Origin of the sequence: Aegicerativicinus sediminis (assembly GCF_015476115.1) — a bacterium.
Classification (GTDB): Bacteria; Bacteroidota; Bacteroidia; order Flavobacteriales; family Flavobacteriaceae; genus Aegicerativicinus; species Aegicerativicinus sediminis.
In genome coordinates, this window is the sequence record NZ_CP064295.1 from 1288682 (window position 1) to 1312336 (window position 23655).

Genomic DNA, 23655 nt, shown 5'->3' on the forward strand with positions numbered 1-23655 from the left:
ACGACATTGCTAATGGCTGTCCTTTATTGGGGCGGCCTTTCAGCACAAAACCTTGAAATGGTTTTCCAGGAATACATCAACCAAAAAAATTACCTAATTGAGGGTAATCTACAGGGAGCTACTCACAGTTCCGAACAGTTGGTTAACTACCTGGGAGGCCTGAAAGAAGAACTTGGTCAAAATGCACTAATAAATGAATTATTCGAAACAACGAAAGGCATAACCACAGCCAAAACTATTGAACAAAAAAGAAATGCGCTGGGAAAACAATCTGAGGCTCTTTGGAAACTGATGAAAACCAGTGAATCTTTAAATGAAAAGGCTTATTACAATTACTGTCCAATGAAAAAAGCTTCTTGGATTAGTGAATCAAAAGACATTAGAAATCCTTTTTATGGAAAACAGATGTTGCAATGTGGTAATGTAAAAGAATCTATCAACTAACACGTCATGAAAACGTCAGTCATAATCCTTATCGTTATCATGTCTAGCTATTTATCTTTTGCACAACCTGTTGTAAGATATGATTTGGTAATTCATGATACCATTGTGAATTATACGGGCAAAGAGCGAAAGGGCATAGCCATAAATGGTCAGATACCGGCCCCAACCCTTTATTTTATTGAAGGAGATATTGCCGAAATTCATGTCATCAATAAAATGCATCATGAAACATCGATACATTGGCATGGATTAATCCTGCCCAATGAGCAAGACGGAGTTCCCTATCTTACTACTGCACCAATTGCTCCGATGAGTGAGCATGTGTTCAGATTCCCGATTGTTCAATCCGGTACTTATTGGTATCATTCACATACTATGCTTCAAGAGCAAATAGGATTGTATGGTGCCTTTATCATCCATAAAAAGGAAGAACCCAGGTATTCAGAATACACCATGGTATTGAGTGATTGGACTGATGAAAAACCAGAACAAGTTGAACGTTCGCTTCATCAAGCTACGGATTGGTATGGCATACGAAAAGGTGCCGTTCAAAGCTATTCTGAAGCACTTGTCCAAGGGCACTTGGGTACCAAATTCACCAATGAATTCAAACGCATGATGGCCATGGATGTGAGCGATGTTTACTATGACAAACTGCTTATCAATGGCCAACCCGAACAAGAGGCGTCCTTTGCCAAACAAGATACGGTTCGATTGAGAATCATCAATGGAAGTTCCTCCACCTATTTCTGGATCAACTATTCAGGTGGCAAACTTTCTGTCGTGGCCAATGACGGCGCTGATGTAGAACCGGTATCCGTTGATCGCCTTATTATTGGGGTATCTGAAACCTATGATGTGAAAGTGGTTATTCCAGATGATGGCAAATACCAGGTATTGGCAACCTCTGAAGACCGCACAAACAGTGCTTCACTATGGCTGGGTTCTGGAATAAAAATACCATCCAAAACCCTTCCAAAGCTTGAATACTTCAAAGGCATGGAGATGATGAACGACATGATGACCATGGGAGGAAAAATGAACGATATGGGCATGAACATGAGCCTTCAGCAAATGGATATGAACACCATCATGTATCCTGAAATTATGAACGGTGAAGAGCCTATTGTAACCCTTAATTATAATATGTTGAAGGCACCCAAGCCTACAACACTTCCCAATGCACCATTTAGGGAACTTCGAATTGAACTTACTGGAAACATGAACCGATATGTTTGGACAATTGATAATAAAACCGTCTCTGAAACCGATAAAATATTGATTAAAAAAGGGGAGAACATAAGAATTGTAATTTATAATAATTCAATGATGCGTCACCCAATGCATCTTCATGGGCATTTTTTCAGGTTGCTTAACGATCATGGTGAATATTCACCACTTAAAACGGTCGTAGATATTCTGCCCATGGAAACAGATACCATCGAGTTCCATGCATCAGAGGAATACGGTGACTGGTATTTTCACTGTCATATTCTCTATCACATGATGTCTGGAATGGGAAGAATATTTCAATATGAAAATTCACCTCCTAACCCCCAACTTCCAAACCCTAAAAAGGCTTTGAGAAAAGTTTATGCCGATGATCGAAGATTTTATTTGGGAGCAGAAATTGGTTTGGAAAGTAATGGAAGTGATGGTGAAATTTCCTTATCCAACACTAGATGGTCTTTTGGAACAGAATGGCGTTTAGGTATTAATGAACATGCAGGGATTGAAACTGAAAGCCATATTGGAAGATTCATTGGCGCTAATCAATTTTTTATGCCCTATGTAGGCTTGGATATCAGAAGCCGAGATGAAGAAGAATTAAAAGACAATTTATTTGGCCAATCCAACACCAAAAATGAGAGAGCTGTCTTATCTGCAGGTTTCGTTTATGTATTGCCATGGTTTATCACATCCGATATCAGGGTAGACCAAACAGGGCGATTTAGGGTACAGCTATCACGAGAAGATATTCCTTTGACACCAAGAATCAGATTATGGGGACTTTGGAACACCGATTATGAGTATGCATTTGGAGCTAAATACATTCTTTCCAAATACCTATCGCTTTCCACGCACTATGATAGTGATATGAAGTACGGATTGGGCCTAACATTTACCTATTAATTCATAACAAACCTTTTTACAGAAAAAAAACCTTTAAAAAATTTAATCTTAAAAAATGAGAACACACTATTTTATCCAACTGGTAATATACTTCACCATTAGTATTACAATTATGAGTTGTAGTACAGAAGAATTAGTTAATCATGGGCCTTCAACCAAGGTATCATTTGCAAATCAGACACATACCATTGCCCAAGACATGGAATCCATTTCCATTCCCTTGAAGTTAGAACCAAAAGCCAATAATAATGGATTCATTACTATTGAATTATCTGGAAATGCTACTTATGGAACTGACTTTACAACCATCCCTGAGGCCGTAAACAACAAGTTTTACATTAAACTCTTGACCAATACGCAGGACACCAGTTTCGTAATAACACGGGCAAACGTAACCACTACAGAAAAATTGATCAATCTTAAATTGAGCAACCCAACTGCTGATTTTTCATTGGGAAGCAGAATAACATCTGAAGTAAAATTAAATGCGCAACCCAACCCTAGCTTTGAAAACAAATTGAATTTTGCTGGTTCAGCCGGAACGGTTTCAGAAGAGAATACACAAGGGATGACCATTGCGTTAAACACAACAACTGTGGTTTCTAATGGTACTAGTGCCAAAGTTAAAATTACAGCGCCACAAGGGATTGCATATGGAACTCATTTTTCAACCATTCCTTCAGCGATTTTAAATGAAGTCTCTCTTGAATTCAATCAAAATGCACAAGGCGCCAGTTTTAAACTTATACCTATTAATGACAACGTATTTATTGGAGACTATAACATTGTATTCGAAATCATCGAAGTTAGTGAGAACTTGGTAATTGGGGAAAACAAAACATTTACCGCAACAGTATCCGATAATGACCAACCTTATGGAACTCTGCATACCATAACAGAATTGAGGGCGATATATAATGAACATCAAGGAGATTGGTATTTGTCGCAAGATTATTTCATTGAAGGTGTCGTTACTTCTAACGACAATACAATGGACAGTAAATCCATTTACGTTCAAGATGCAACCAGCGGTATTTTAATACGATTTACCACTCCAAATATGTTTAATTTAGGGGACAAAATAAGGCTGAACTTAAAAAATGGGACAGGCATGGGAATGAACGGCCAAAAAGGCATCAATGGGGTTAATATCAGCAACGTGGTTAAATATGCTGAAAACATTCCAGTCTTCCCAGAGACCATAACCATAGCACAATTACATACTGGAAATTATGAGGGGAAAAAGGTCAAGATTGAAGGTGTTCATTTTGTTGATGCCGATGGTATTGTGAAATTTATAGGAAGCCACACTATCAGACGCGATGAAGCTGGAGCCATTGTATTGGTATATTCCACGGCAACATTCAGTGACTATATCTTAACCCAAGGAACGCTGTCAGTAACCGGAATTGTTGGGGATTATGGGCGCTTAATGCCTCAAAAGTTTACACACGATATTACCAATTAATTGAATACAAATATTCATAAGCATAATTTAAAACTTTAGACATGAAAACAAATATCCAGGAACAAATGTTCAAAGAGTTATCAGATAAAACTGTTTTTAATAAGGCACAGAATTATGCTTATGGGTATATCGATAATGTCTTCAATAGAAATGTATTTCCAACTGAAGAAGCGCTGGATAATCTTTCAAATTTTGATGAAGAATTACCGACTTCATCTGCAAAAGTTGAAGAAGTATTGAGCCAGCTGAACACCTATGGTAGCCCTGCAACAGTATCCACTTTGGGTGGAAGGTATTTCGGTTTTGTAATTGGTAGTGCACTGCCAATTGGTTTGGCTGCCAAACATTTGGCAACGTATTGGGATCAAGTCCCTGCAATGCATGTTCTTTCCCCTTTAGGGTCAAAATTGGAATCCGTGGTAGAACGATGGTTGGTCGAGCTATTTAATTTTCCGAAAAGAACTTCGGCCGGATTTGTTAGCGGAACCTCTTCCGCAAATTTATGTGGTTTAGCAGCCGCTCGTTACAGAATTCTTAAGAATCAAAATTGGGATATAAACAAGCAAGGTTTATTTAATGCCCCTAAAATTAGAATTGTCACTGGCAGACAGGCACATTCAACGGTTTTGAAAGCTATCGGGATTCTTGGTCTTGGGCATGACACTATTGAATGGGTCGACGTTGATAATCAAGGTAGAATTAAAGTTGATGCTCTTCCTGAATTGGATTGTAATACCATAGTGATACTACAGGCAGGCAATGTAAATAGTGGGGCATTTGATGATTTTGAAACGATTTGCGCTAAAGCTCAAATTGCTGGTGCATGGGTTCATATTGATGGCGCTTTTGGTTTGTGGGCAGGAGCGGTAAAGCAATTGAAATATCTAACAAGTGGAATTGAAAAAGCCAACTCTTGGGCCGTTGATGGCCATAAAACATTAAATACGCCTTACGATTGCGGAATAGTATTGTGTGAAGATAGCGAAGCTATGACCGCCGCATTGCATATGACAGGAAGTTACATTATTGAAAGTACGGAACGGGATGGCATGTTTTATACCCCAGAAATGTCCAGAAGAGCCCGGGTCATAGAGCTATGGGCGACGCTCAAATATTTGGGGAAAAATGGTATTGATGAGATGATCTTAAACATGCACGAAAGAGCAAAACAATTCGCTAATGAAATTAGAGCCATTCAAGGATTTAAGGTAGAAAACGAGGTGGTTTTTAATCAAGTCATTGTTAGATGTGAATCTGATACAATTACAGAACAAGTTTTAAAAAATGTACAGGAATTAAGAGAGTGTTGGGCTGGAGGTTCTGTTTGGTTTAATCATAAAGTCATTCGTGTAAGCATATGCTCGTGGGCCACCAAGACAGCAGACATTAGTCGTTCGGTAAATTCATTTAAGAAAGCACTTTTAATAAGCAAAACAAATAGATAACTAATTAGTTGAAGTTAAGACCAAAACAAGGCTAAATAGAGAGTAATCAATATTATAAACAGATTAGAAAAGATGAAAACAATATATATTTTAGCATCATTATTATTTACATTTTATGCGGTAAATGCTCAAGATGAGTTGAAACATAAACTAGAGCAACTTGCCAAAGAATATGAAAACGCAAATTTTCATTGAGCAATTCTAGTCTCAAAGGGAAGTGAAGTAATCGCTGAGACCGCATTTGGGTTGGCAAACCAGAAGACTGGCAAAAGAAATACCACAACCACACTTTTCAAAACAGAATCCACAGGAAAAATGATTACTGCGGTTGCGGTATTGCAATTAGTAGAAGCTGGTCAACTTGACCTACAAAAAACTATAATTGATTATTGGCCAGAATCAAAAATCAGAAATGCCAATAAAATGACGTTACATCAACTCCTCACCCATCAATCGGGGCTGACTAGTCCTTGGGAAAGACCAGATTTTGAATTTAAGCAATACACCAACGAAGAGTGGTGGAATTTTATTGAAACCAATCCACTTGTATTCGATGAACCGGGAAAAGGTGTTTATTATAGTAGTTCAGCTTTTGAAGTTTTGGCCAAAATAGTTGAAAAGGTTTCTGGATTGGAATTTCAAGATTACTGCAAGGAGAAAATCTTTGTCCCTGCTGAAATGGAACATACCTATTATACAATGGATACGACAAGTTACTTTAGTCGTGGTGCAAATCCGTATCGTTGGATTGGAAGTAAAACCTACTACGAATACCCTGTAAGCCATTTACAGGCAGGAGGCGCTGGAGGATGGTTAAGTTGCATAGAAGATTTTCATCATTTCGCTTTAGCCTTAATGAATGAAAAACTGATTTCAAAAAAATATCTTGATTTAATGATGACAGAACATGTGGATTTTTATCCGGGGAAATACGGTTATGGAATGCAGATTTATAAGGATTTAATGGTACCTGGAAAAACTGTTTATGGCCATAATGGTGGAGGAATGGGTTTTAGTTGTGATTTGTTTTTTGAGCCTGAATCCAAGACCATTATGGTAACGATGCTGAACATGTATGGTAACAGCAGGTCATTAACGCGTAACTATATGGCAACGGTGTTGGGGAACGAACCACAAATACCTGAATAGGATAAAAGTCAAATCTTTTTTGATTTAATTGCCGAAAAAGGGTTGGATGATTTTGATAAGAATTATCCAGAATATCTCAAACTAATTGGAATGGAACAGCCCGATCCGTTTTTTTTGATCAGCTTTTCAGATGGTTATGAAATGCTTAAACAAAGCGAAAGCAGGAAAAAATATCTTATTTCATTAAAAAAGATTATACCTGAAAACCCTGTGTTGTACATTTTTTTGGGTGATGTCGAAAAAAGTGAAAATCATAGCGACTCGGCTAAGACCTATTATTTAAAAGCACGTGAATTGGCCGAAAAAAGTGAAACTCAATGGCTCGGAGAAATTGACCTAAAACTTAAAGGTCTTTAATCAATACACCTTAAACTGAATTATTATGAAAAAATATTTATTCCTTGCTACTTTGGTGCTATTCCAAATTGGTAAAACTGAAAGTCAAATTTCTAAAAAACAACTCGATAATGAATTAACCGAGTTGATGGCAAAAGAGCATATTCCTGGATTAGCTTATGCCGTCATAAAAGATGGCAAGGTATTACATAAAAATGCATTGGGCAAAGCGAGCGTTCCATTTAATGTGCCAGTTACAAATGAAACAGTATTCCAACTGGCTTCATGTTCCAAAATATATACTGCACTTTTATTGGGAAGATTGTTTGATTTGGGGCTATTGAAACCTGATACAACCATTAAAGATTTGGTTGACAATATCCCTGAGGGATGGGAAACCATTACCATAATGCATTTAGCTGCACACCAATCAGGAATTAAAATAGCTGATTTTTCTAAAACAAATTCACCGGAAGAGGCTTTTGAACTGGCCAAAACCATGCCTTTTGAATTTGAAACTGGTGAAAAATCAGAATATATGAGCAGTGACTATTGGATATTACTTTACTTGATAGAAAAAGTAACCCAATTAAAATATTATGATGCGCTCAGGCAATATGTTCTTGAGCCTTTACAATTGAATCATTCATTTGTCAACAATCCTAAATTCGGAATGTTTACCGATCTGGATATTGTTCCCAATCAAGCTCAGGAATATCACTGGTTTAAAAATGAGAATACACTAAGAATCAATCAAATGTGGTTTAAAGAAACAGACTATGCGGCTGGTGGTATTTATAGCTCAATTGACGATATGGCTAAGATTGCCGTGTCATTGGACAAGAAAAACTTTTTATCGGAATCTTCATATAATTTGATAGCAAATCCACTAAAATTGAATAATGGGCAAGATGGATCTTATGGGCTTGCTTTAGTGGTTAGAGATTACGAAAACCATAAAATCATAGAGCACAGCGGTGGACCAGCACTAGCCGATTTTGTGAAATTTGAAAAAGAAGGTTATACCTTTATTGTCCTGACCAATAATAGGGGACTATTTCCATATTTATCTAAACTAATCGCTAGTTATTATATAAAGGATTTGTCTAAAGCAGGACCTCCTGAAGGATGGGAGTAAAGTTTAATAAAATCAATTTTACTGCTCTCAAAAAGCTAATGGAATAATATAAATAGGACCACACTACAGCTCAAAATGTATAAAAATATTGAAACAGAAAGACTTCGAATCCGACCTATAAATTTGATGGATGCAGAATTTATTATCAATTTGGTCAATTCGAAGGGCTGGTTAAAATTTATTGGAGACAGAAAAGTTTTCAATATAAATGACGCTGAAAATTATATTAAAAAAATATTGGATAACCCCAATTACTATTACAGCGTTTTCGAACTAAAGGATTCAGGACAAGCCATTGGGATAGTGACATTTTTAAATCGAGAAAATCAGGATTTTCCAGATATAGGATTCGCTTTATTGCCCGAATTTGAAAAGAATGGATATACAACTGAAGCAAGCAAGGCTTATCTTGATGAGATCATAAAATCAAAAGCCTATAAAAATATTATAGCTATTACACTACCTAATAATTACAAATCAATTGGTTTGTTAAAGAAGCTTGGGCTTAAACATGAATATGATTTTGAGGGTGATAATGAAACTTTGTCACTTTTTAGCCTATTCAACTTATAAATAAAAAAAGTATTTCATATGATAGTTAGGATTTGGACAACCGGAATTAAACCTGGTAAAAATAAAGAATACTTAGAATTTGCTAATAAGTATTCCATTCCGATGTTTAAACAACAAAAGGGGATTATGGGTGTAACTATTTTCACCAAAGATTACAAATCCTCAGTACTCACCTATTGGAAAAAAAAGAAAAGATTTTGCACTATTGGAAAATAACATGATGTACATCCAAACCGCAGACAAACTAAAGGAATCTGGTTTTATAACAGAATCTCAACATCTTGAAATATTTGATACAACTATCCACCTAGAAGATTTAACGTTAAAATTTCATCCTCAAAAGGCTTATTTCCTACTCTGATAATTATACTTTTTCTTCATTTTAAAATAGTCTGTCCATCCGCACTTAGTTATTAAATATACCCTCACAATACCCGAACATTTTTTCGACAATAAAACAAATCTTCAATTAGATAAGTTCAATTCTTTTTAAGAACATAACTCTTATTACGATCCTGTTTTCATAAGGATAATTTGAGTTTCATACTAAATATAATCCGATAAAATTTTATAACGAACCAGTGTAACTATGTAAAAGAGGGGCACGAAGGCATATCTAATTTTGACTTGTAGAATTAATCATTAAATCATCACATTATGTTTAAGAAAATTGATACATGGAAAATAACGCTTTTGTACAGTATAATGACCATTACTATAATTTCGTGTACAAAAAGTCGTGGAGAAAATTTGGAAGCCAATAATACTTCAATTGAAGTCAACAAACTTCCAGTAGATGTCATTCAAGCTAAGCAAACAGACCTAATCCAAGAAGAACAAATTGTCGGCACAATACTTCCAATACAAGAAGTTGCTATTGTTAGTGAAGTTTCTCAAAAAATAACCAAAATAGCTTTCAGAGATGGCGATTATGTTTCAAGGGGTCAACTTCTTTATAAGTTAAATGACACTGACTTAAGAGCAAAGCAAAAAGAGCTTTATGCTGAATTAAAATTAGCCCAATTAAATGAACAGCGATATGCTAGTCTACTAAAAACAGAAGCTATTCGTCAACAGGACTATGATGAAGTAGAATCCAAATTAAACTCTCTAAAAGCGCAAATTGAATTTTTAGATTTTCAGTTAACCAAAACTGAATTAAGAGCACCTTTTTCTGGTCGGATTGGAATTTCAAAAGTAGATCTTGGGGCCTTTGTATATCCTGGTTTGGAATTGGTGAATCTTCAAGACCAATCTAAAGTCCTGATCAATTTTTCAGTTCCCGAAAAACATGTTTTACAAGTTCAGCAAGGCAAATCCATTTCCTTCACAACACAGGTTTCAAATGAATTACATGAAGCGAAAATTATATCAAGCAATTCTGGCTTAGATAATCAGAATAGAAGTTTACTAGTTCAAGCCATTGCTGATAATGAGAAACATGAATTTAAGGGTGGTATGTCTGCAAAAATTAATTTCTCAACTCTAGAGGAAGGAACTAAAGGTGTAAAAATACCTTCTCAAGCATTGATTCCAAGTGAACAAGGATATAGTGTGTTTTTATTGGAAGACGATAAGGCAAAATTAACAGCGGTTGAAATAACCAACAGAAGTGAAAATGAAGTAACCATTCTAACAGGGATAAATAATGGTGACAAAGTTATTGTCTCCAATATTCTTCGATTGGGAGATGGTTTACCGGTTTATGATGTTACCACAACAAACTAAAATAGAAATCATGAGTTTACCATCGATAAGTATTAAAAAGCCCGTTTTGGCAGGAGTATTTTCCGCCTTGATTGTCATTATGGGAATTGTAGGTTGGATGAATTTAGGGGTTAGAGAGTTTCCTTTAACCGAACCGCCTGTAATCTCAGTTGTTACCTTTTATCCTGGGGCTAGCCCTGATGTAATTGCTTCCAAAATCACTAAACCGATGGAAGAATCAATAGCAGAAGCCAATGGATTGCGAACCATTTCATCGGAATCTAGAGAGCAGGTAAGTATTATTACGGTTGAATTCAATAGAGACATTGATTTAGAAGATGCATTAAATGATGTTAGGGATAAAGTATCAAAATCCAAAAATCAAATACCTGCGGACGTTGATCCGCCAATTGTAGAAAAGGCATCTTCACCTGATAATTTGGTAGCTTTTCTTGAAGTAGAAAGTGACACAAAAGATATTAAGGAAGTAAGTCATTTGGCGTCAACCGTAATCAAGGACAGAATGCAGTCTATACCAGGAGTCAATAGAGTAGCGGTTGTTGGGGAGCATAAATATGCCATGAGACTACGGTTTGATCCATTAAAATTAGCCGCATTACAACTTACTCCAGAGGATATTAGGCAAGCCTTATTAAGGGAAAATATCGATTTGCCCTCTGGACGTATTGAGGGCACCAACAACGAATTGAGCGTGCGTTCGATTGGACGACTAACTACTGCAGAAGATTTTAATAATATGATCATTAAGAAAGATCAGAACGCTATTGTCCATTTAAAGGATATTGGTTATGCGGAGTTGGGAGAAATGAATGAGCGAACAGCCATAATTAATGGTACAAATAACTCCAATCGTATTGGCGTTGGAATTGCCATTCAAATTCAAAGGGGCGCAAATGCAATTGAAGTTGTGGACGAGTTTTATAAAAGACTTGATCAATTAAGAAGCGAAGTACCTAAAGAATACCGTTTAATTGTGGGTTTTGATTTTACAAAACCTGTGAGAGAGTCCATTAAGGAGGTAGAAGAAACCCTTTTCATTGCATTCGGATTAGTAGTAATAATAATATTTCTATTCTTAAGGGATTGGCGTTCTACAATCATTCCTGTTGTGGCAATTCCCGTTTCAATATTATCAGCATTCTTCATAATGTATTTGGCTGGTTTTTCCATAAATGTACTCACCCTTTTAGGATTGGTACTGGCAATTGGGCTTGTTGTGGATGATGCCATAGTGGTTTTAGAAAACATCTATAAAAAAGTTGAGGAAGGCATGACACCTTTACAAGCTGCTTTTAAAGGGTCTAAGGAAATTTATTTTGCAGTCATTTCAACAACTATAACTCTTGCTGCGGTTTTTACTCCAATAATTTTTATGGGAGGAATCAGCGGCCAATTATTTAAAGAATTTGCCATCGTAGTATCTGGTTCTGTATTGGTTTCTGCTTTTGTGGCATTAACCTTATCGCCAATGTTAAGTGCTTATTTGCTAAAGAAACGAGATCAGCCTAATTGGTTATATCGACAAACAGAACCACTTTTTATCAACCTAAACAGGGGTTATGAACGATTGCTAATTGCCTTCATGAATAAACGATGGATGGCATGGTTATTTTTGGCGATAACAGGTGGATTAATTATAGTTATTGGCAATAAACTGCCCTCAGAATTAGCTCCAGTCGAGGATCGTTCAAATTTAAATCTTATTGCTATAGCACCTGAAGGCGTCTCTTTTGACTACATGAAAAAGGGGATGATGGAAGTGGGCAAATATGTTAATGAATCAACGGATGGTTTATATCAAACTTATTCTATGGTAGCCGTTTCGTTTATTCCTGCACCTGCACCTGTTAATGTTGCTGTACAAACAATTTATCTAAATGACCCGAAAGATAGAAAAATGTCATCTCTTGATTTATATAATCAATATGGTGCTGCTTCAGGAAATTTTAGGGATTTCTTGTTGTTCCCATATTTGCCGCCAACAATTGGTACACGATATGGTGGTGGAATGCCAGTTCAATTTGTTTTACAGTCGCAAAGTTTAGATAGTCTCAATAAAGTACTTCCGAAATTTTTAAATGCCGCACGCCAAAGCAAAAAACTAATGTTTGTCGATTCTGATTTAAAAATGAATAAACCAGAAATTAAAATCAATATCGATAGGCAAAAAGCAGCATTAATGGGTGTGTCTATTGAGGAAGTTTCCCGTGCTCTACAACTATCATTATCAGGTCAACGGTATGGCTATTTTTTGCTCAATGACAGACAATATGAAGTAATTGGTCAGGTCGAAAAGCTTCAAAGAAATGATATAAGTGATTTACGTACAATCAACGTGCGGTCAGCAAATGGACAAATGGTTTCCCTGGACAATTTGGTAACAATGGAAGAAGGAATAAGTCCGGCAGCCATATACCGCTATGAACAATACACCTCCGCTACAATTTCTGCTGGGCTTGCACCTGGGGTTAGCCTGCAAGAAGGCATTAAAGAAATGCAGAACATAAAGAATGAAGTTTTAGGGGAGACTTTCAAATCAAGTTTGGCAGGTCAAGCTAGGGATTATGAAGAAAGCCAAGGTAATATCCTTTTTACCATGATACTGGCACTAATCATAATTTATATGATCCTTGCAGCACAATTTGGAAGTTTACGAGACCCATTGATTATTATGCTTACCGTACCGATGGCTATAACAGGAGCAATACTGAGCCTGTATTGGTTCGATCAAAGCCTGAATGTATTTAGTCAAATCGGAATTATTACACTCGTAGGATTGATTACTAAAAATGGGATTCTTATCGTCGAGTTTGCAAATGATTTAAAGGCAAAAGGTTATTCCAAATTCGAAGCCGCCACTCAAGCTGCTGTGCAACGTTTTAGACCTATTTTAATGACTTCGTTGACAATGATTTTTGGTGCTTTACCAATTGCCATGACCTTTAACAGCCGACAATCATTAGGAATTGTAATTGCTGGAGGATTAATTTTTGCTGGAATACTCACACTATTTATCATTCCTGCGGTGTATTCCTATTTATCCAGTAAAAAAGTCCCTAGTGAAATAATTGAAGAAGAATCAACTTCAATGCAAATAATCCATCAACATTAAAACATTAACCATGAAAATGTCAATTTTAAAATTAGTTTTAATTCTGATGCTGTTTTCATCAGGCACCAAATCAATTGCTCAAAAAGTTATCAACTTGGATGAGGCCATTACATTGGCATCTCAAGGGAATAAAGCCTTAAAAATCCAAAATCTTGAACAACTCAGAGCAAAACATGCAGTAAAGGATGTGAAAAGCTTATGGATGCCCAATGTAAGCTTAAATGGAAATATCTCTAGGTATTTTGATAGACAAGTCATTTTTGTTCCCGGTAGTTTTGCCGGCACCGAAAAAGATGTTCAAGATTTAAGTGTTGGTGGTTTATACCAATATAACGGGGCTATAACTTTCAACCAGACAATTTTTTCAATAAAATCTAATCAAGAAATTAAAGCGTCTTTGGTAGAAGAAGAAATAGAAAAAGAAAGGACCATTGATTTGGAGAGAAGATTGATCTTAGAGGTTACAAGAGCCTATTATCAGGTACTCCTAGCACAAAATCAATTGGGACTAATTGAAAAAAGCCTTGAGAGAAATGCAAAAGAACTAAACGATTCTAAATCACTTTTCTTAAATGGCAAAGGTTTGAAAATTGATACCTTAAGAAGTTATATAGCTGTCGAGAATCTTAAAACCTCTGTTTCATATCAAGAGAATGCCATCCAAATTGCAAAACTCCAACTAAAACAACTTATTGGTTTTGATGAAGAAACTGAATTATTGTTGGTTGATAATCTTATAATTGATGAGAATGATGAAGAATTGTATAATGTCAACGATGAAATAATGATTGAACAGTTGAATAGACAAGACCTTAAAATTCAGAAACTAAACATTAAGCTTGAAGAGAAAAAATTGGCCAGCATCAAAGCTACTCGATCTCCCGAGTTAAATTTAATTGGTCAATACCAAATACAGTCTCAAACTGATGGTGAAAAGTTCAAAGACCAATCATGGCACAACACTTCATTTGTAGGTGTAAATTTGAACATTCCTATTTTTACTGGTGGTAGATCATCCTCAAAAATCAAACAAAGCCAGCTTAAACTTGAACAGCAAAAAATCAAAATGGATGACCTATATGATTACGTAAGGCTTGAATTAAATACTATATTAAATAATTGGAATAATGCAAAATTACAGTATGAAACCCAGAAAAGAACTGTTGAAGCAGAAAGGGCCAACTACATCATGCATAACCAAAGATATAATAATGGAATAGGCTCAAAGTTAGAGTTAACAGATGCCGAATTTGCTCTTTCATCGTCAGAGTTAAATTTATTGCAAGCAATGTATAATCTAAAATTAAGTAGGGTAGAGCTTCAGTGGGCTATGGGACAACTTAGTATTTAGGATGGTAAAAAAATTCAATTTTAAATGTTGTCCCTATTGTTGGCAATTGTAAAATAAATGCCTTATAAACCAAAGGATTATAAGGCATTTATTTTTATTCTGTGAACCCATCCCAGCCATGTTTTAATGCGATGATATACAGTAATCTACACTATGATGTAGTGTTTTGCAATTTTACATTCTATTGAAAATAGCTATTTAAAGTAATATTCATGTTTTAAAGGAAATTAGCAGAAATGACGTTTATTGTTTTAAAGGTGCTCAAAGATTTTTTCTTGATATATAAAAATTCTAGATTAAGTAATTGAGTAGTCCAATTAGTCACGCTCTTAACACCTATACCTAATTGAGTGGCGGTATATTCTCTGCATGCAAAATACTCATACTCACCTCTAGTTCTCACATTGTAAAATGCCCATAACAACTTTGCTCCAGGAACCAAATTTCTATTGGCATATACATGCGGAAAGAGAAAAGCCTCTAACGATTGTCCTTCCTCAAATTCAAGCATTTTGGAGGTAAGGCGATATTGCTTTCCAGATTTTAATAAAACTCCTTTTTTAACCAAGGCCCTTCTTAATTTCGAAACTGTATTTACATTTAGATTAAGAAGTTTTGAAATGTATAGGTTAGAATAACAGTTATAACCTAATTTGTCCAAACACATATAGTCTAAACCCAATAAATACTTTTCAGTGATGGTAAGATCCTTTGATTTTAATAGCCCGAGAGGATATTTGAGAATAACGTTTTTCATTACTTAAACGATTAATTATAAAACTATATTGAGAAAAACTGTAACTGTCATCCTTGGTTGGCAAATAGCAAACTATTCTTGTTAAAATCTACTTTTAGTCCCCCAGAAATATCATTTTAGGCACTTATATAGAAAGAAGCGATAGAAAAAATTAAAGAAAAAAGCAGTTTAAAATCATTGTCAGTATTATTTCATAATCCTGAAACGATTTTAAAGCAAATATTGGCAAACATTGTTGTCAAGCTCTTCAAGCCTGCCAACTTCGTTTGCAAGTGACTTCAATAAATTAAATGGATACCGTATAGATATCGAAATATTAGGGTGAAGGTTACCTGTTAAACCCTCATGCTATTTTACATGATAAAATACAATCGACTATCTACTACTTCAAGAGATGTTCCAAAGTATCTATGGAAGAAGCTCTATGTAAATTTACTGCGAATAAGTAACGAGAATTGTCTAGATGCCTATTGCGATCTTTCCAATATCTTATTCCAGATCAAAAAAATTCAAGAAGAACGTTATATTGATTCCGGAATTGATGAAACACTCATTTTAAACTCTAATGATGTTCTCTCGGTTCATGAATTACTGGCGATTTTGTCTTCAATGGTAAGAAAGGGCAGAAAGATTCCAGGGTATACCATTTTAATGCATCACAATGGACTGATACCAACACTTGCCAAAAAACTAATCAACCAAATAAAGCGCCATGGATATGTATAATGAAACCCAAAGAAGCTATAGGTACAGTCTATATTCTACCTATCTACTATTGACCTCTATTGGATATTCTTTTCTCGAAGCTGCATTGCACCTCTCTATCGATAAGTATGAACTGAGCAAATTAATCAATGAATTTGGCGAAATAGGCACCAAAGATTGAGCAAAATCTTGAGCACTACCTAAATAATAATTTGCAGCTATTGAATTTTAGTGTGATTAGAAGCAAATATTGGTGGTCTGATTAGGCCTAGGATGCCTTTTAATTTATACCTATTCTAAATCCATATATGGAAAAACTTCCCAATATCTCATTATTCTCATTGGCACATTAATTTCTTATCTGATCCGTTAACTAACCAAAGTTTCTTCATTTTACTATATTAGTTCTTAACCAATGCAACGTTTAATTACACCAACCATAAGAGAAAATTTAATGACCATAGATGTAAACAAAAAAATTTTTGATCTAGTACCATTGGTTACAGAGAAACCCGAGGCACAGAAACCTAGTATGCCGTTTAAAGAACTGATTGGAATACCAATAATAATCAATTTGGGCAAGGTTGAGAATATTAAGGAGTCTCAATCCGACCTTGATGGCAAAACGGTTAATGCATTTAAAAATAGTCTTGGATTAAGTAATATCAACTACTCTAAGTTAACTAACATATCCAATGAAATATTGCAGCAAAGCCCCTATAACGGTAACACAACTATTGAATTTATTGAAGAGCATTTATTCGATTGGATTATTGAAACTTATAAAAACAAGAAAACCTTAATAGAGCCCTTAAATTATTTGCAAACTAAGTTTGAAGAAGAGTTCGATGAATATACCTATTACTTTCGAATACACGCTTTAGGAATAGAATCTCCTTTCCAAATAGGAAATGTTCAAATTATGTTTTTCTCTGAAGAAATTCTAGAAGAATTGTATAGCTTATTTAAGCTGAGCCAAGAAAATAAAACTAAAGAGGAATTTGATGCCTTTTTCAAACCATTTGAGGGAAGACCAATCGCAAAAGTACAAACCAAAGGCACCAAGAATAAATCTAAATTAAAAGGCCAAAAACAGGTCAATACCGCAATCGATATTTTGAAAGCATTTTTAGTTGAAGAATCTGTTCGTCCCTCCACCCAGCTTATGGATGTTGAATATCGTTTCAAACATTTATTTCCTCATTCTTATATTTATGAAACATGTTCTGAGAAATTTGATTTCCATCATACTTTAGAAAGGATAGGGGGAATTGAGCCTGTGGAATTATATGATCAAAGATTAAAACATTTATTAAATTCTGGATTGGATAAAGTTTCTGATTTTGCCTTTAGTGGCGCTAATGATGAGTTGGCAATATTAATTCAAAGGGCAATAAAAAAGATAGGCGAGTATTCGTCCGAGGATGATTTACACGAAAGGGTTATAAAAATAATTTCTTTATACGAATTTCTTTTTATTCCGGTTACAAAGGGAAAAGGAAGGGGCCAGACAATTGTGAAGTCAAATGTTTTAAAAAAAATTATTGAACCCTCAGAACAAGAAGAAATTATAAGGATTTTCAATACTTTTTATGACATTCGAGATAAAATGTTACATAATGGAATTGAAAAGCATATTGACCTTAATAATTTGTATAAAGTTCAAAAAATCACACTTTTCCTTTTAAAGTATTTGGTTGAATTGAACAAAAAACTAAAAACTAAAATTCAACTATACAATTATTTTAAAATTAAATCTGGTTCTAACTAAGGCTAAATGTTTTATGGCTGTTTAAGAAAAATAAACCTATACCAGCCAAATTTTAGATTTGACCGTTTAGTTTTATAATTTTAACCCCTTAACCTTCGCTTTGGCTCGTTTCGTGCAATTTGAAAACACTAGTTTCTAAACCTTGTACTACCCTGAGCTGAGCTGTTGACAAAAAGCAAAGAATGAGCAGAGATAATTTTACAAAATCAACAATTTCAAATTTGGCGAGAAGGGTGGGGTTTCTGTGTTCAAATCCAAAATGCAAAAGACACACAGTAGGGCCGAATGTTGAAGAAGAAAAATCTACTTTGATAGGAATTGCTGCTCATATTACTGCTGCTTCACCGGGTGGTCCGAGATATGACAATAATTTGAATGAGGAACAGAGAAAACATATAAGTAATGGAATTTGGTTATGTAGTAATTGTGCTACTCTAATAGATAAAGATGAAAATAGTTTCTCTTCTGAGACTTTGAAGTTATGGAAAGAACAGGCAGAAATGGAAATGAGAAAAGCAATACTTGGAAGTTTAGCTCATGAAAAACCTAAAAATCAAATACCATTTATCGAAGCAGATTTGATCTATAGCAACGGAATGAGATTAAATAGAGGATACAGTGCTAAAAATAAAGAGAAATTTGGTGGCAATATAATTCCTGTTGGTGGTAAACCAATAATTTTTTGGGAGGTGGTTTGGAACTTTTCATTTGTTCTTCATAATAACTCAAGTTTTCCAGCCTACAACATTCAGATTGAAGAAGTAAGCGATGTTAAGTTCAATGATTTGACAAAACTTCCGAAAATAAATAACCTTCCGCCTTTTGAAAATATTGATTTACGGGCAAATTATGAGGAGTTTATTGAAGGTGAACATACTGAGGCGGACAAATTAATGAACCAGAAAATTCCTGAATCAATCGACGGACTGGTATTAAGGATTTCATATAAAGATGAAAATAGAAATGAACATCAAACTATTGTCAAAATCGAAAAGCAAGAGTTGATTAATTTAAAATAGCCTGCTACCAGCATATTCTAAGGGCATTTATGGGAGAATACACAGAGAATTACAATTGCAATTTATTAGCAAAAACAATGACTTAATCCCAAAACCCACAGTAACATGAGATCAATAATTGCAATGGCAAAAGATAGAAATATATGATTCGAGTTTACTTAGATTGGAATGTGATTAGCAATCTTAAACGATCTGAGTTTAAGGATATAAAAGAATTCATTTCTGAGAATAAAAAAAACCTTCTATTTCCGTACACGCCGGCACATTTTACTGACTTAATGAAAAGCTACAGTCAAAACAATCAATTTTTTAAAGAGGATTTGGAGACTTTGGAATTCTTATCAAACAAGCATTTATTAAGATGGGGGAAAGAAAAAATTGAACCTTTATTTGGGACACCATCTGAATATTTTGAGGGTGAAAAAGATAAAGAAGATATATTCGACCTTATGGATATGGAGAAACTACTTAAAGACCTGGACGAATCGCTGAATGAGCTTGGTTTAGGAAAAATGGGAAGCTTAATGAAGACTCTTTTTCAACTACAACCATCGGGAATTGAAATTACAGAGGATAATAAAGATGTTATCAAAAAAATGTTTCCCAACCTTAAATCAAATTCAACCATGTGGGATCTGATGAAGTATGCTGGTCCTTTTTCTCAAAAACTCTTGCAGGATGGAGAGTATTACAAAAATTTTCGAAAATCATTGGCTGAGTATGGTTTTAAACTTGACTCTAATTCGGGGAATTGGAACTATGAAGAAGTTATCAAAAACATTGATGAATTTTTATTCAATCTCGGAACCGAAATGACTTTTCTTGAATATGTTGAGACTTCATTTAAACATAGAAAGCAACCTGCAAATCAATATGAATACTATACCTCTGCATATTTGATGCTTGATATGATTGGTTATAAGATTGATAAATTAGCCAAACCAACGGATAATATGCAGAACATACAGGCCGATGGTGAACATTCATTTTATGGGGCGCACTGTGATTATTTTGTGGCAATGGATAAAAAACTAAGAGTTAAATCTAAAGTTCTTTATAATGAATTCAATATTTCAACAAGAATTATCGAGCCGAAAGAATTGATTTCAGAACTAACCAAAGTACTTGATGATGTCGAAAACAAAGAAAATGTTTTGGACGAAGCAATTAGCTTTTGTAATGAAAGCTCAATAATTGAATACAATCCGCCCAAAAATGAGGATAACATAGAATCATATGCATTTAAACTACCGAAATTCTATTTTAACTACTTCAACTATGTAATCTATACACGTTATCTTGACAAAGAGGGTTTTGTCTTAACATTTCGGAAAGTATTTGAGAATTTTTCAAGATTCTTTTATTATACCGAATCTGAGATGTTAATTGATACAATAGCACAGTATTTTGGATATGATAACCAACAGGAATTAGAGTCTAAGAAAAAAGAATTTGTTTATGGAGATAAAAAAGTAGCCTTCAATTGGACATTTGATGGTGGTTTGATAATATTAGAAAAAGAAGAAGACACCAAAAGACCTGTTTTAAACTATATAATATCAACTAGAAAAGTAACAACAGACGAAAATTGTTAATCGATAAACTCAGATTTACAGAATAAGTTTCAAATACCAACCTTTCTGATGGAATTAATTTAATGAAAATAGCTCTGTCTTATCTCTAAAAATCTAATAACAGCAAATATTAAAAATTCAGAATTCTTTAGTCATGCATTCCATTCTTCTAAGAATCTGAAACCCAGACATTGCAAAAACCTCTCAATGTCTGTAATGATCCTAGAACACCATTATCTAAAAAATAGTCGTTTTCTAGCTCTAAAATTAGAAGGATTTCGTTTCTTGTTGAATCATTCACTAACGCCAATTTCTGAATAATATCTTCGATTAAGTCTTCAATACATGGTTTGCTCTTAAGACCGTAATTCATAAGATCATTGGCTCTGTCCCTTAAATAGTAATGGCCCATTACAATTATTGAGCTAATATCCTCAAGTTCATACTTTGAACATAGGTTCAAGGGGAGTTTGTTTGAAATATAAATTAGGCACTCATATGTTTCAGCTTGAGTGATCTTAAAGTCTTTCATCTTATAAATTTTTTGTATCCATCAGATTTGGAATAAATACTATGAATTCGGGCACTCTTGTATAATCGCATAGCCCTGGTCTCTTTCGGCATTATATGTGAGATGGAAACTCTATCAGTTAATTGTTTGTGCTGCAAGAGCTGTCAATTTATTATTATCGATACCAACTTTGTTTTGGTTGAAATAGCGTAACAACAATTCTGCATTTTCATCATTGGAAATCTTAATATAACTATTGAATGCAGCCTCTGTTGTGTGGCCAGTAACCATCATCACTAACCTGGTCGGAAGTCCTCTTTTAATCATATTTGTTGCAAAAGACCTTCGAGCGGTATGGGTTGTTATCATCTCATATTTTTCCAAAGATTGTTCAATACGCTTTGTGCCACAATTTCGAATCTTTAAAATCTTTGTTTTGATCCCAGCCAATCTTCCAATTTCCTTAAGGTGACGGTTCATCGTTTGGTTGGTAAATGGCTTGGGAACCCGATTAGGTCGGTTTGGATATTTAGCCATGACATCTTTCGCCTGTGGATATAGTGGAATTGATACATATTCACCTGTTTTCAACGTTTTTATTCGAATTATGTTTCCAGATATATTTTCAGGCTTAAGGTTATTTAAATCGCTAAACCGTAGACCTGTGTAGGCGGCAAAGATTAATAGATCACGTGCTCTTTCTAAAGATGGGTCGAATGATAAATCCAGATTGATTATATCCAGCAATTCATCTTCGTCCAGATAAATATCGTTTACACGCTCCTTCACAGCACGAAATTGCTTCTTTCTGAATTCAATATTGTTACTGTAACCATTCTCCACAGCGCTATTGAGTACTGCCTTAAGAATTTTTATTGTCCTTCCAAACCCATTGTTTGTTAATCCCTGGAAATCATTGTAGTATTCCATAAAATCCCAATAGAAATCCATATCGAAGCTATGCCAATCCAGTTTTTCTCTTGCATAACGTTCGTAGCTTTTGAGTTGGTTTTGGGCTGTTCGATACGTTTTTATAGTACCTTCTTTCTTGGTAACCTTAGAGTCATTAATGAACTTCTCAAGGTATTGGTGAAAAGAAAGTGTGTTGGCTTTATCTCTTTCTTTCCTCTTGCCCTCGTAGACAGACCGAACAAGTTCAATGGTAGGATTTCCATCTTCAAGTAATATTGAATTTGCAATATCTTCTACCTTTTGTTTCCTTTTATTAATAAACATGTTAAACCGGTGATGGCCAGGTAAACTTTTTTTAGCCTGCTGATCTTTCTTATTCCAATATTTAACATCAATATTTTTACCAGTAAAGAAATGCGTCCGTCTCCCCTTATGAGCATAGCTTATAAAAATTTCCCGCATGTTACTTCTAAGCTTTCTTTGGGCCTGCGTCTGTAATAATGTTATTCCTGTCTTTGCCATTGTATTTAGGTTTTTTGATTGAATAACCATCAGGAAAAAATACCTGATGGCTATTTATTATCAGTTAATCTTTAGATTTTCCATTTTCCGAATTATCATTGGGTCTAGTGGAATGATCATAGCCTAGCGACATTAATTTTGTATACCTTTTGCTTTTTTGTGATGGTGACAAAGAAGATTTAGAAATAACCTGTTTAATAAAGTTTTCAACTGGCGTTTCGAATTTTTCTTCAAGTGATTTTAGAGCCGCAAAAAGAATCTCAGTCATTGTTGAACCCCCGTTAAGATTAACCTCAGAATTGAGAATATGCAAGGCGTTGATCTCGTGAACTACTGAAGCTCTAAAACGGATATCTAAATCAGAACTATTTAAATCCGAAACTGATTGGGCGTCCGAATAAGATAACATTCCTGGGTCAGATTTCAGTTCAATTTTAGCGAGATACGGGTCTTGAAATTGAGATATCGAATACACTTTTTTCCTTTTAGCGTTCACAATAGGATCATAGATCTTAAAAGCAAGTGCATGCATTGCAAAGACTTTAATGTAGTCTTTGCTATAAATAAGATTCATATGTCTTACACCTAAAATATCTGGAAGATATTCTTTCAATGGACGATCTAATGGCATAAAAGCACCATATTCCATTTCAATTATTTCAGCATCATCAAGGCCTACATTTAAAACTTGCGATAGCTCCTGTAGTATTTGAAATGCTTCAACAGAACTAAGAGAAATGTGATTGTGACCAAAATAGAGATATGGAAGGCTAGTATCAATCTGAATGTAATTCTTTGCCTTATAAATCTTAATATTATTTACATGGTATCGATCTGAAAGCCGATCAGAGAGTTGAAAAGTGTTCTTAAGCCTAGGATGTTCTTTCAAAGCATCCATGTTTAAATTTTCGATTTCATCGCCTACTTTTTTAAGGCGGATTCCATCTACATTGTAATTGTACAATTTCAGTATTGAATCTTTTTTTAAATAGTGAATTTTCATTGTT

At 34.7% G+C, this 23655-nt stretch carries 21 protein-coding genes; 17 read left to right on the forward strand and 4 right to left on the reverse strand.

Annotated features, from left to right (window positions below; translation table 11 throughout):
- Positions 1-12: 12 nt before the first annotated feature.
- The 12 genes from ISU00_RS05505 (at position 13) to ISU00_RS05560 (ending at position 14877) form a co-directional block, all read left to right on the forward strand.
- A complete protein-coding gene (locus ISU00_RS05505; protein WP_228853047.1) occupies positions 13-444 on the forward strand; it encodes a DUF3347 domain-containing protein in 432 nt (143 codons plus the stop codon).
- A gap of 6 nt (positions 445-450) precedes the next feature.
- The gene (locus ISU00_RS05510) at positions 451-2577 is read left to right on the forward strand and encodes a multicopper oxidase domain-containing protein (RefSeq protein ID WP_228853048.1); all 2127 of its coding nucleotides are present in this window, start codon (positions 451-453) and stop codon (positions 2575-2577) included.
- Positions 2578-2632: 55 nt separating this feature from the next.
- Positions 2633-4045: a DUF5689 domain-containing protein gene (locus ISU00_RS05515; protein WP_228853049.1), complete on the forward strand. Its 1413-nt coding sequence runs from the start codon at positions 2633-2635 to the stop codon at positions 4043-4045.
- A 41-nt stretch (positions 4046-4086) separates the two neighbouring features.
- The gene (locus ISU00_RS05520) at positions 4087-5490 is read left to right on the forward strand and encodes a pyridoxal phosphate-dependent decarboxylase family protein (protein WP_228853050.1); all 1404 of its coding nucleotides are present in this window, start codon (positions 4087-4089) and stop codon (positions 5488-5490) included.
- Positions 5491-5688: 198 nt separating this feature from the next.
- Positions 5689-6639: a serine hydrolase domain-containing protein gene (locus ISU00_RS05525; RefSeq protein ID WP_262892124.1), complete on the forward strand. Its 951-nt coding sequence runs from the start codon at positions 5689-5691 to the stop codon at positions 6637-6639.
- 90 nt (positions 6640-6729) lie between these two features.
- The gene (locus ISU00_RS05530) at positions 6730-6996 is read left to right on the forward strand and encodes a hypothetical protein (RefSeq protein WP_228853052.1); all 267 of its coding nucleotides are present in this window, start codon (positions 6730-6732) and stop codon (positions 6994-6996) included.
- Positions 6997-7021: 25 nt separating this feature from the next.
- The gene (locus ISU00_RS05535; RefSeq protein WP_228853053.1) at positions 7022-8113 is read left to right on the forward strand and encodes a serine hydrolase domain-containing protein; all 1092 of its coding nucleotides are present in this window, start codon (positions 7022-7024) and stop codon (positions 8111-8113) included.
- Positions 8114-8188: 75 nt separating this feature from the next.
- Positions 8189-8686: a GNAT family N-acetyltransferase gene (locus tag ISU00_RS05540; protein WP_228853054.1), complete on the forward strand. Its 498-nt coding sequence runs from the start codon at positions 8189-8191 to the stop codon at positions 8684-8686.
- An 18-nt stretch (positions 8687-8704) separates the two neighbouring features.
- Positions 8705-8902, forward strand: a complete 198-nt coding sequence (locus ISU00_RS05545) for a hypothetical protein (RefSeq protein WP_228853055.1) — start codon at positions 8705-8707, stop codon at positions 8900-8902.
- A gap of 441 nt (positions 8903-9343) precedes the next feature.
- Positions 9344-10414 carry an efflux RND transporter periplasmic adaptor subunit gene (locus tag ISU00_RS05550; RefSeq protein ID WP_228853056.1) on the forward strand — a complete coding sequence of 357 codons (1071 nt, stop codon included), beginning with the start codon at positions 9344-9346 and terminating at the stop codon, positions 10412-10414.
- Between the two features lie 10 nt (positions 10415-10424).
- A complete protein-coding gene (locus ISU00_RS05555) occupies positions 10425-13526 on the forward strand; it encodes an efflux RND transporter permease subunit (RefSeq protein ID WP_228853057.1) in 3102 nt (1033 codons plus the stop codon).
- A gap of 10 nt (positions 13527-13536) precedes the next feature.
- The gene (locus tag ISU00_RS05560) at positions 13537-14877 is read left to right on the forward strand and encodes a TolC family protein (protein WP_228853058.1); all 1341 of its coding nucleotides are present in this window, start codon (positions 13537-13539) and stop codon (positions 14875-14877) included.
- A gap of 217 nt (positions 14878-15094) precedes the next feature.
- Here ISU00_RS05560 and ISU00_RS05565 read toward each other — a convergent pair whose 3' ends face one another.
- On the reverse strand, positions 15095-15634 hold the full coding sequence (locus tag ISU00_RS05565; RefSeq protein ID WP_228853059.1) for a hypothetical protein: 540 nt from the start codon (positions 15632-15634) through the stop codon (positions 15095-15097).
- 357 nt (positions 15635-15991) lie between these two features.
- On the opposite strand from ISU00_RS05565, the gene ISU00_RS05570 reads away from it, so the two are divergent.
- The 5 genes from ISU00_RS05570 (at position 15992) to ISU00_RS05590 (ending at position 20724) form a co-directional block, all read left to right on the forward strand.
- Positions 15992-16360 carry a hypothetical protein gene (locus tag ISU00_RS05570; protein WP_228853060.1) on the forward strand — a complete coding sequence of 123 codons (369 nt, stop codon included), beginning with the start codon at positions 15992-15994 and terminating at the stop codon, positions 16358-16360.
- The gene (locus tag ISU00_RS05575; protein ID WP_228853061.1) at positions 16347-16520 is read left to right on the forward strand and encodes a hypothetical protein; all 174 of its coding nucleotides are present in this window, start codon (positions 16347-16349) and stop codon (positions 16518-16520) included. Before ISU00_RS05570 ends, ISU00_RS05575 begins: the two co-directional genes overlap by 14 nt.
- A 234-nt stretch (positions 16521-16754) precedes the next feature.
- On the forward strand, positions 16755-18110 hold the full coding sequence (locus ISU00_RS05580; protein ID WP_228853062.1) for a hypothetical protein: 1356 nt from the start codon (positions 16755-16757) through the stop codon (positions 18108-18110).
- Between the two features lie 182 nt (positions 18111-18292).
- Positions 18293-19129, forward strand: a complete 837-nt coding sequence (locus ISU00_RS05585) for a hypothetical protein (RefSeq protein WP_228853063.1) — start codon at positions 18293-18295, stop codon at positions 19127-19129.
- A gap of 143 nt (positions 19130-19272) precedes the next feature.
- Entirely contained in the window at positions 19273-20724 is a 1452-nt protein-coding gene (locus tag ISU00_RS05590) for a hypothetical protein (RefSeq protein ID WP_228853064.1), read from the forward strand.
- A gap of 148 nt (positions 20725-20872) precedes the next feature.
- On the opposite strand, the gene ISU00_RS05595 is transcribed toward ISU00_RS05590, so the two are convergent.
- The 3 genes from ISU00_RS05595 to ISU00_RS05605 all read right to left on the reverse strand — a co-directional run bounded on the left by ISU00_RS05595 (position 20873) and on the right by ISU00_RS05605 (position 23651).
- On the reverse strand, positions 20873-21166 hold the full coding sequence (locus ISU00_RS05595) for a hypothetical protein (protein WP_228853065.1): 294 nt from the start codon (positions 21164-21166) through the stop codon (positions 20873-20875).
- Positions 21167-21349: 183 nt separating this feature from the next.
- The gene (locus tag ISU00_RS05600; RefSeq protein WP_228853066.1) at positions 21350-22648 is read right to left on the reverse strand and encodes a site-specific integrase; all 1299 of its coding nucleotides are present in this window, start codon (positions 22646-22648) and stop codon (positions 21350-21352) included.
- A gap of 64 nt (positions 22649-22712) precedes the next feature.
- Positions 22713-23651, reverse strand: a complete 939-nt coding sequence (locus tag ISU00_RS05605; RefSeq protein ID WP_228853067.1) for a hypothetical protein — start codon at positions 23649-23651, stop codon at positions 22713-22715.
- Between the last annotated feature and the right edge of the window lie 4 nt (positions 23652-23655).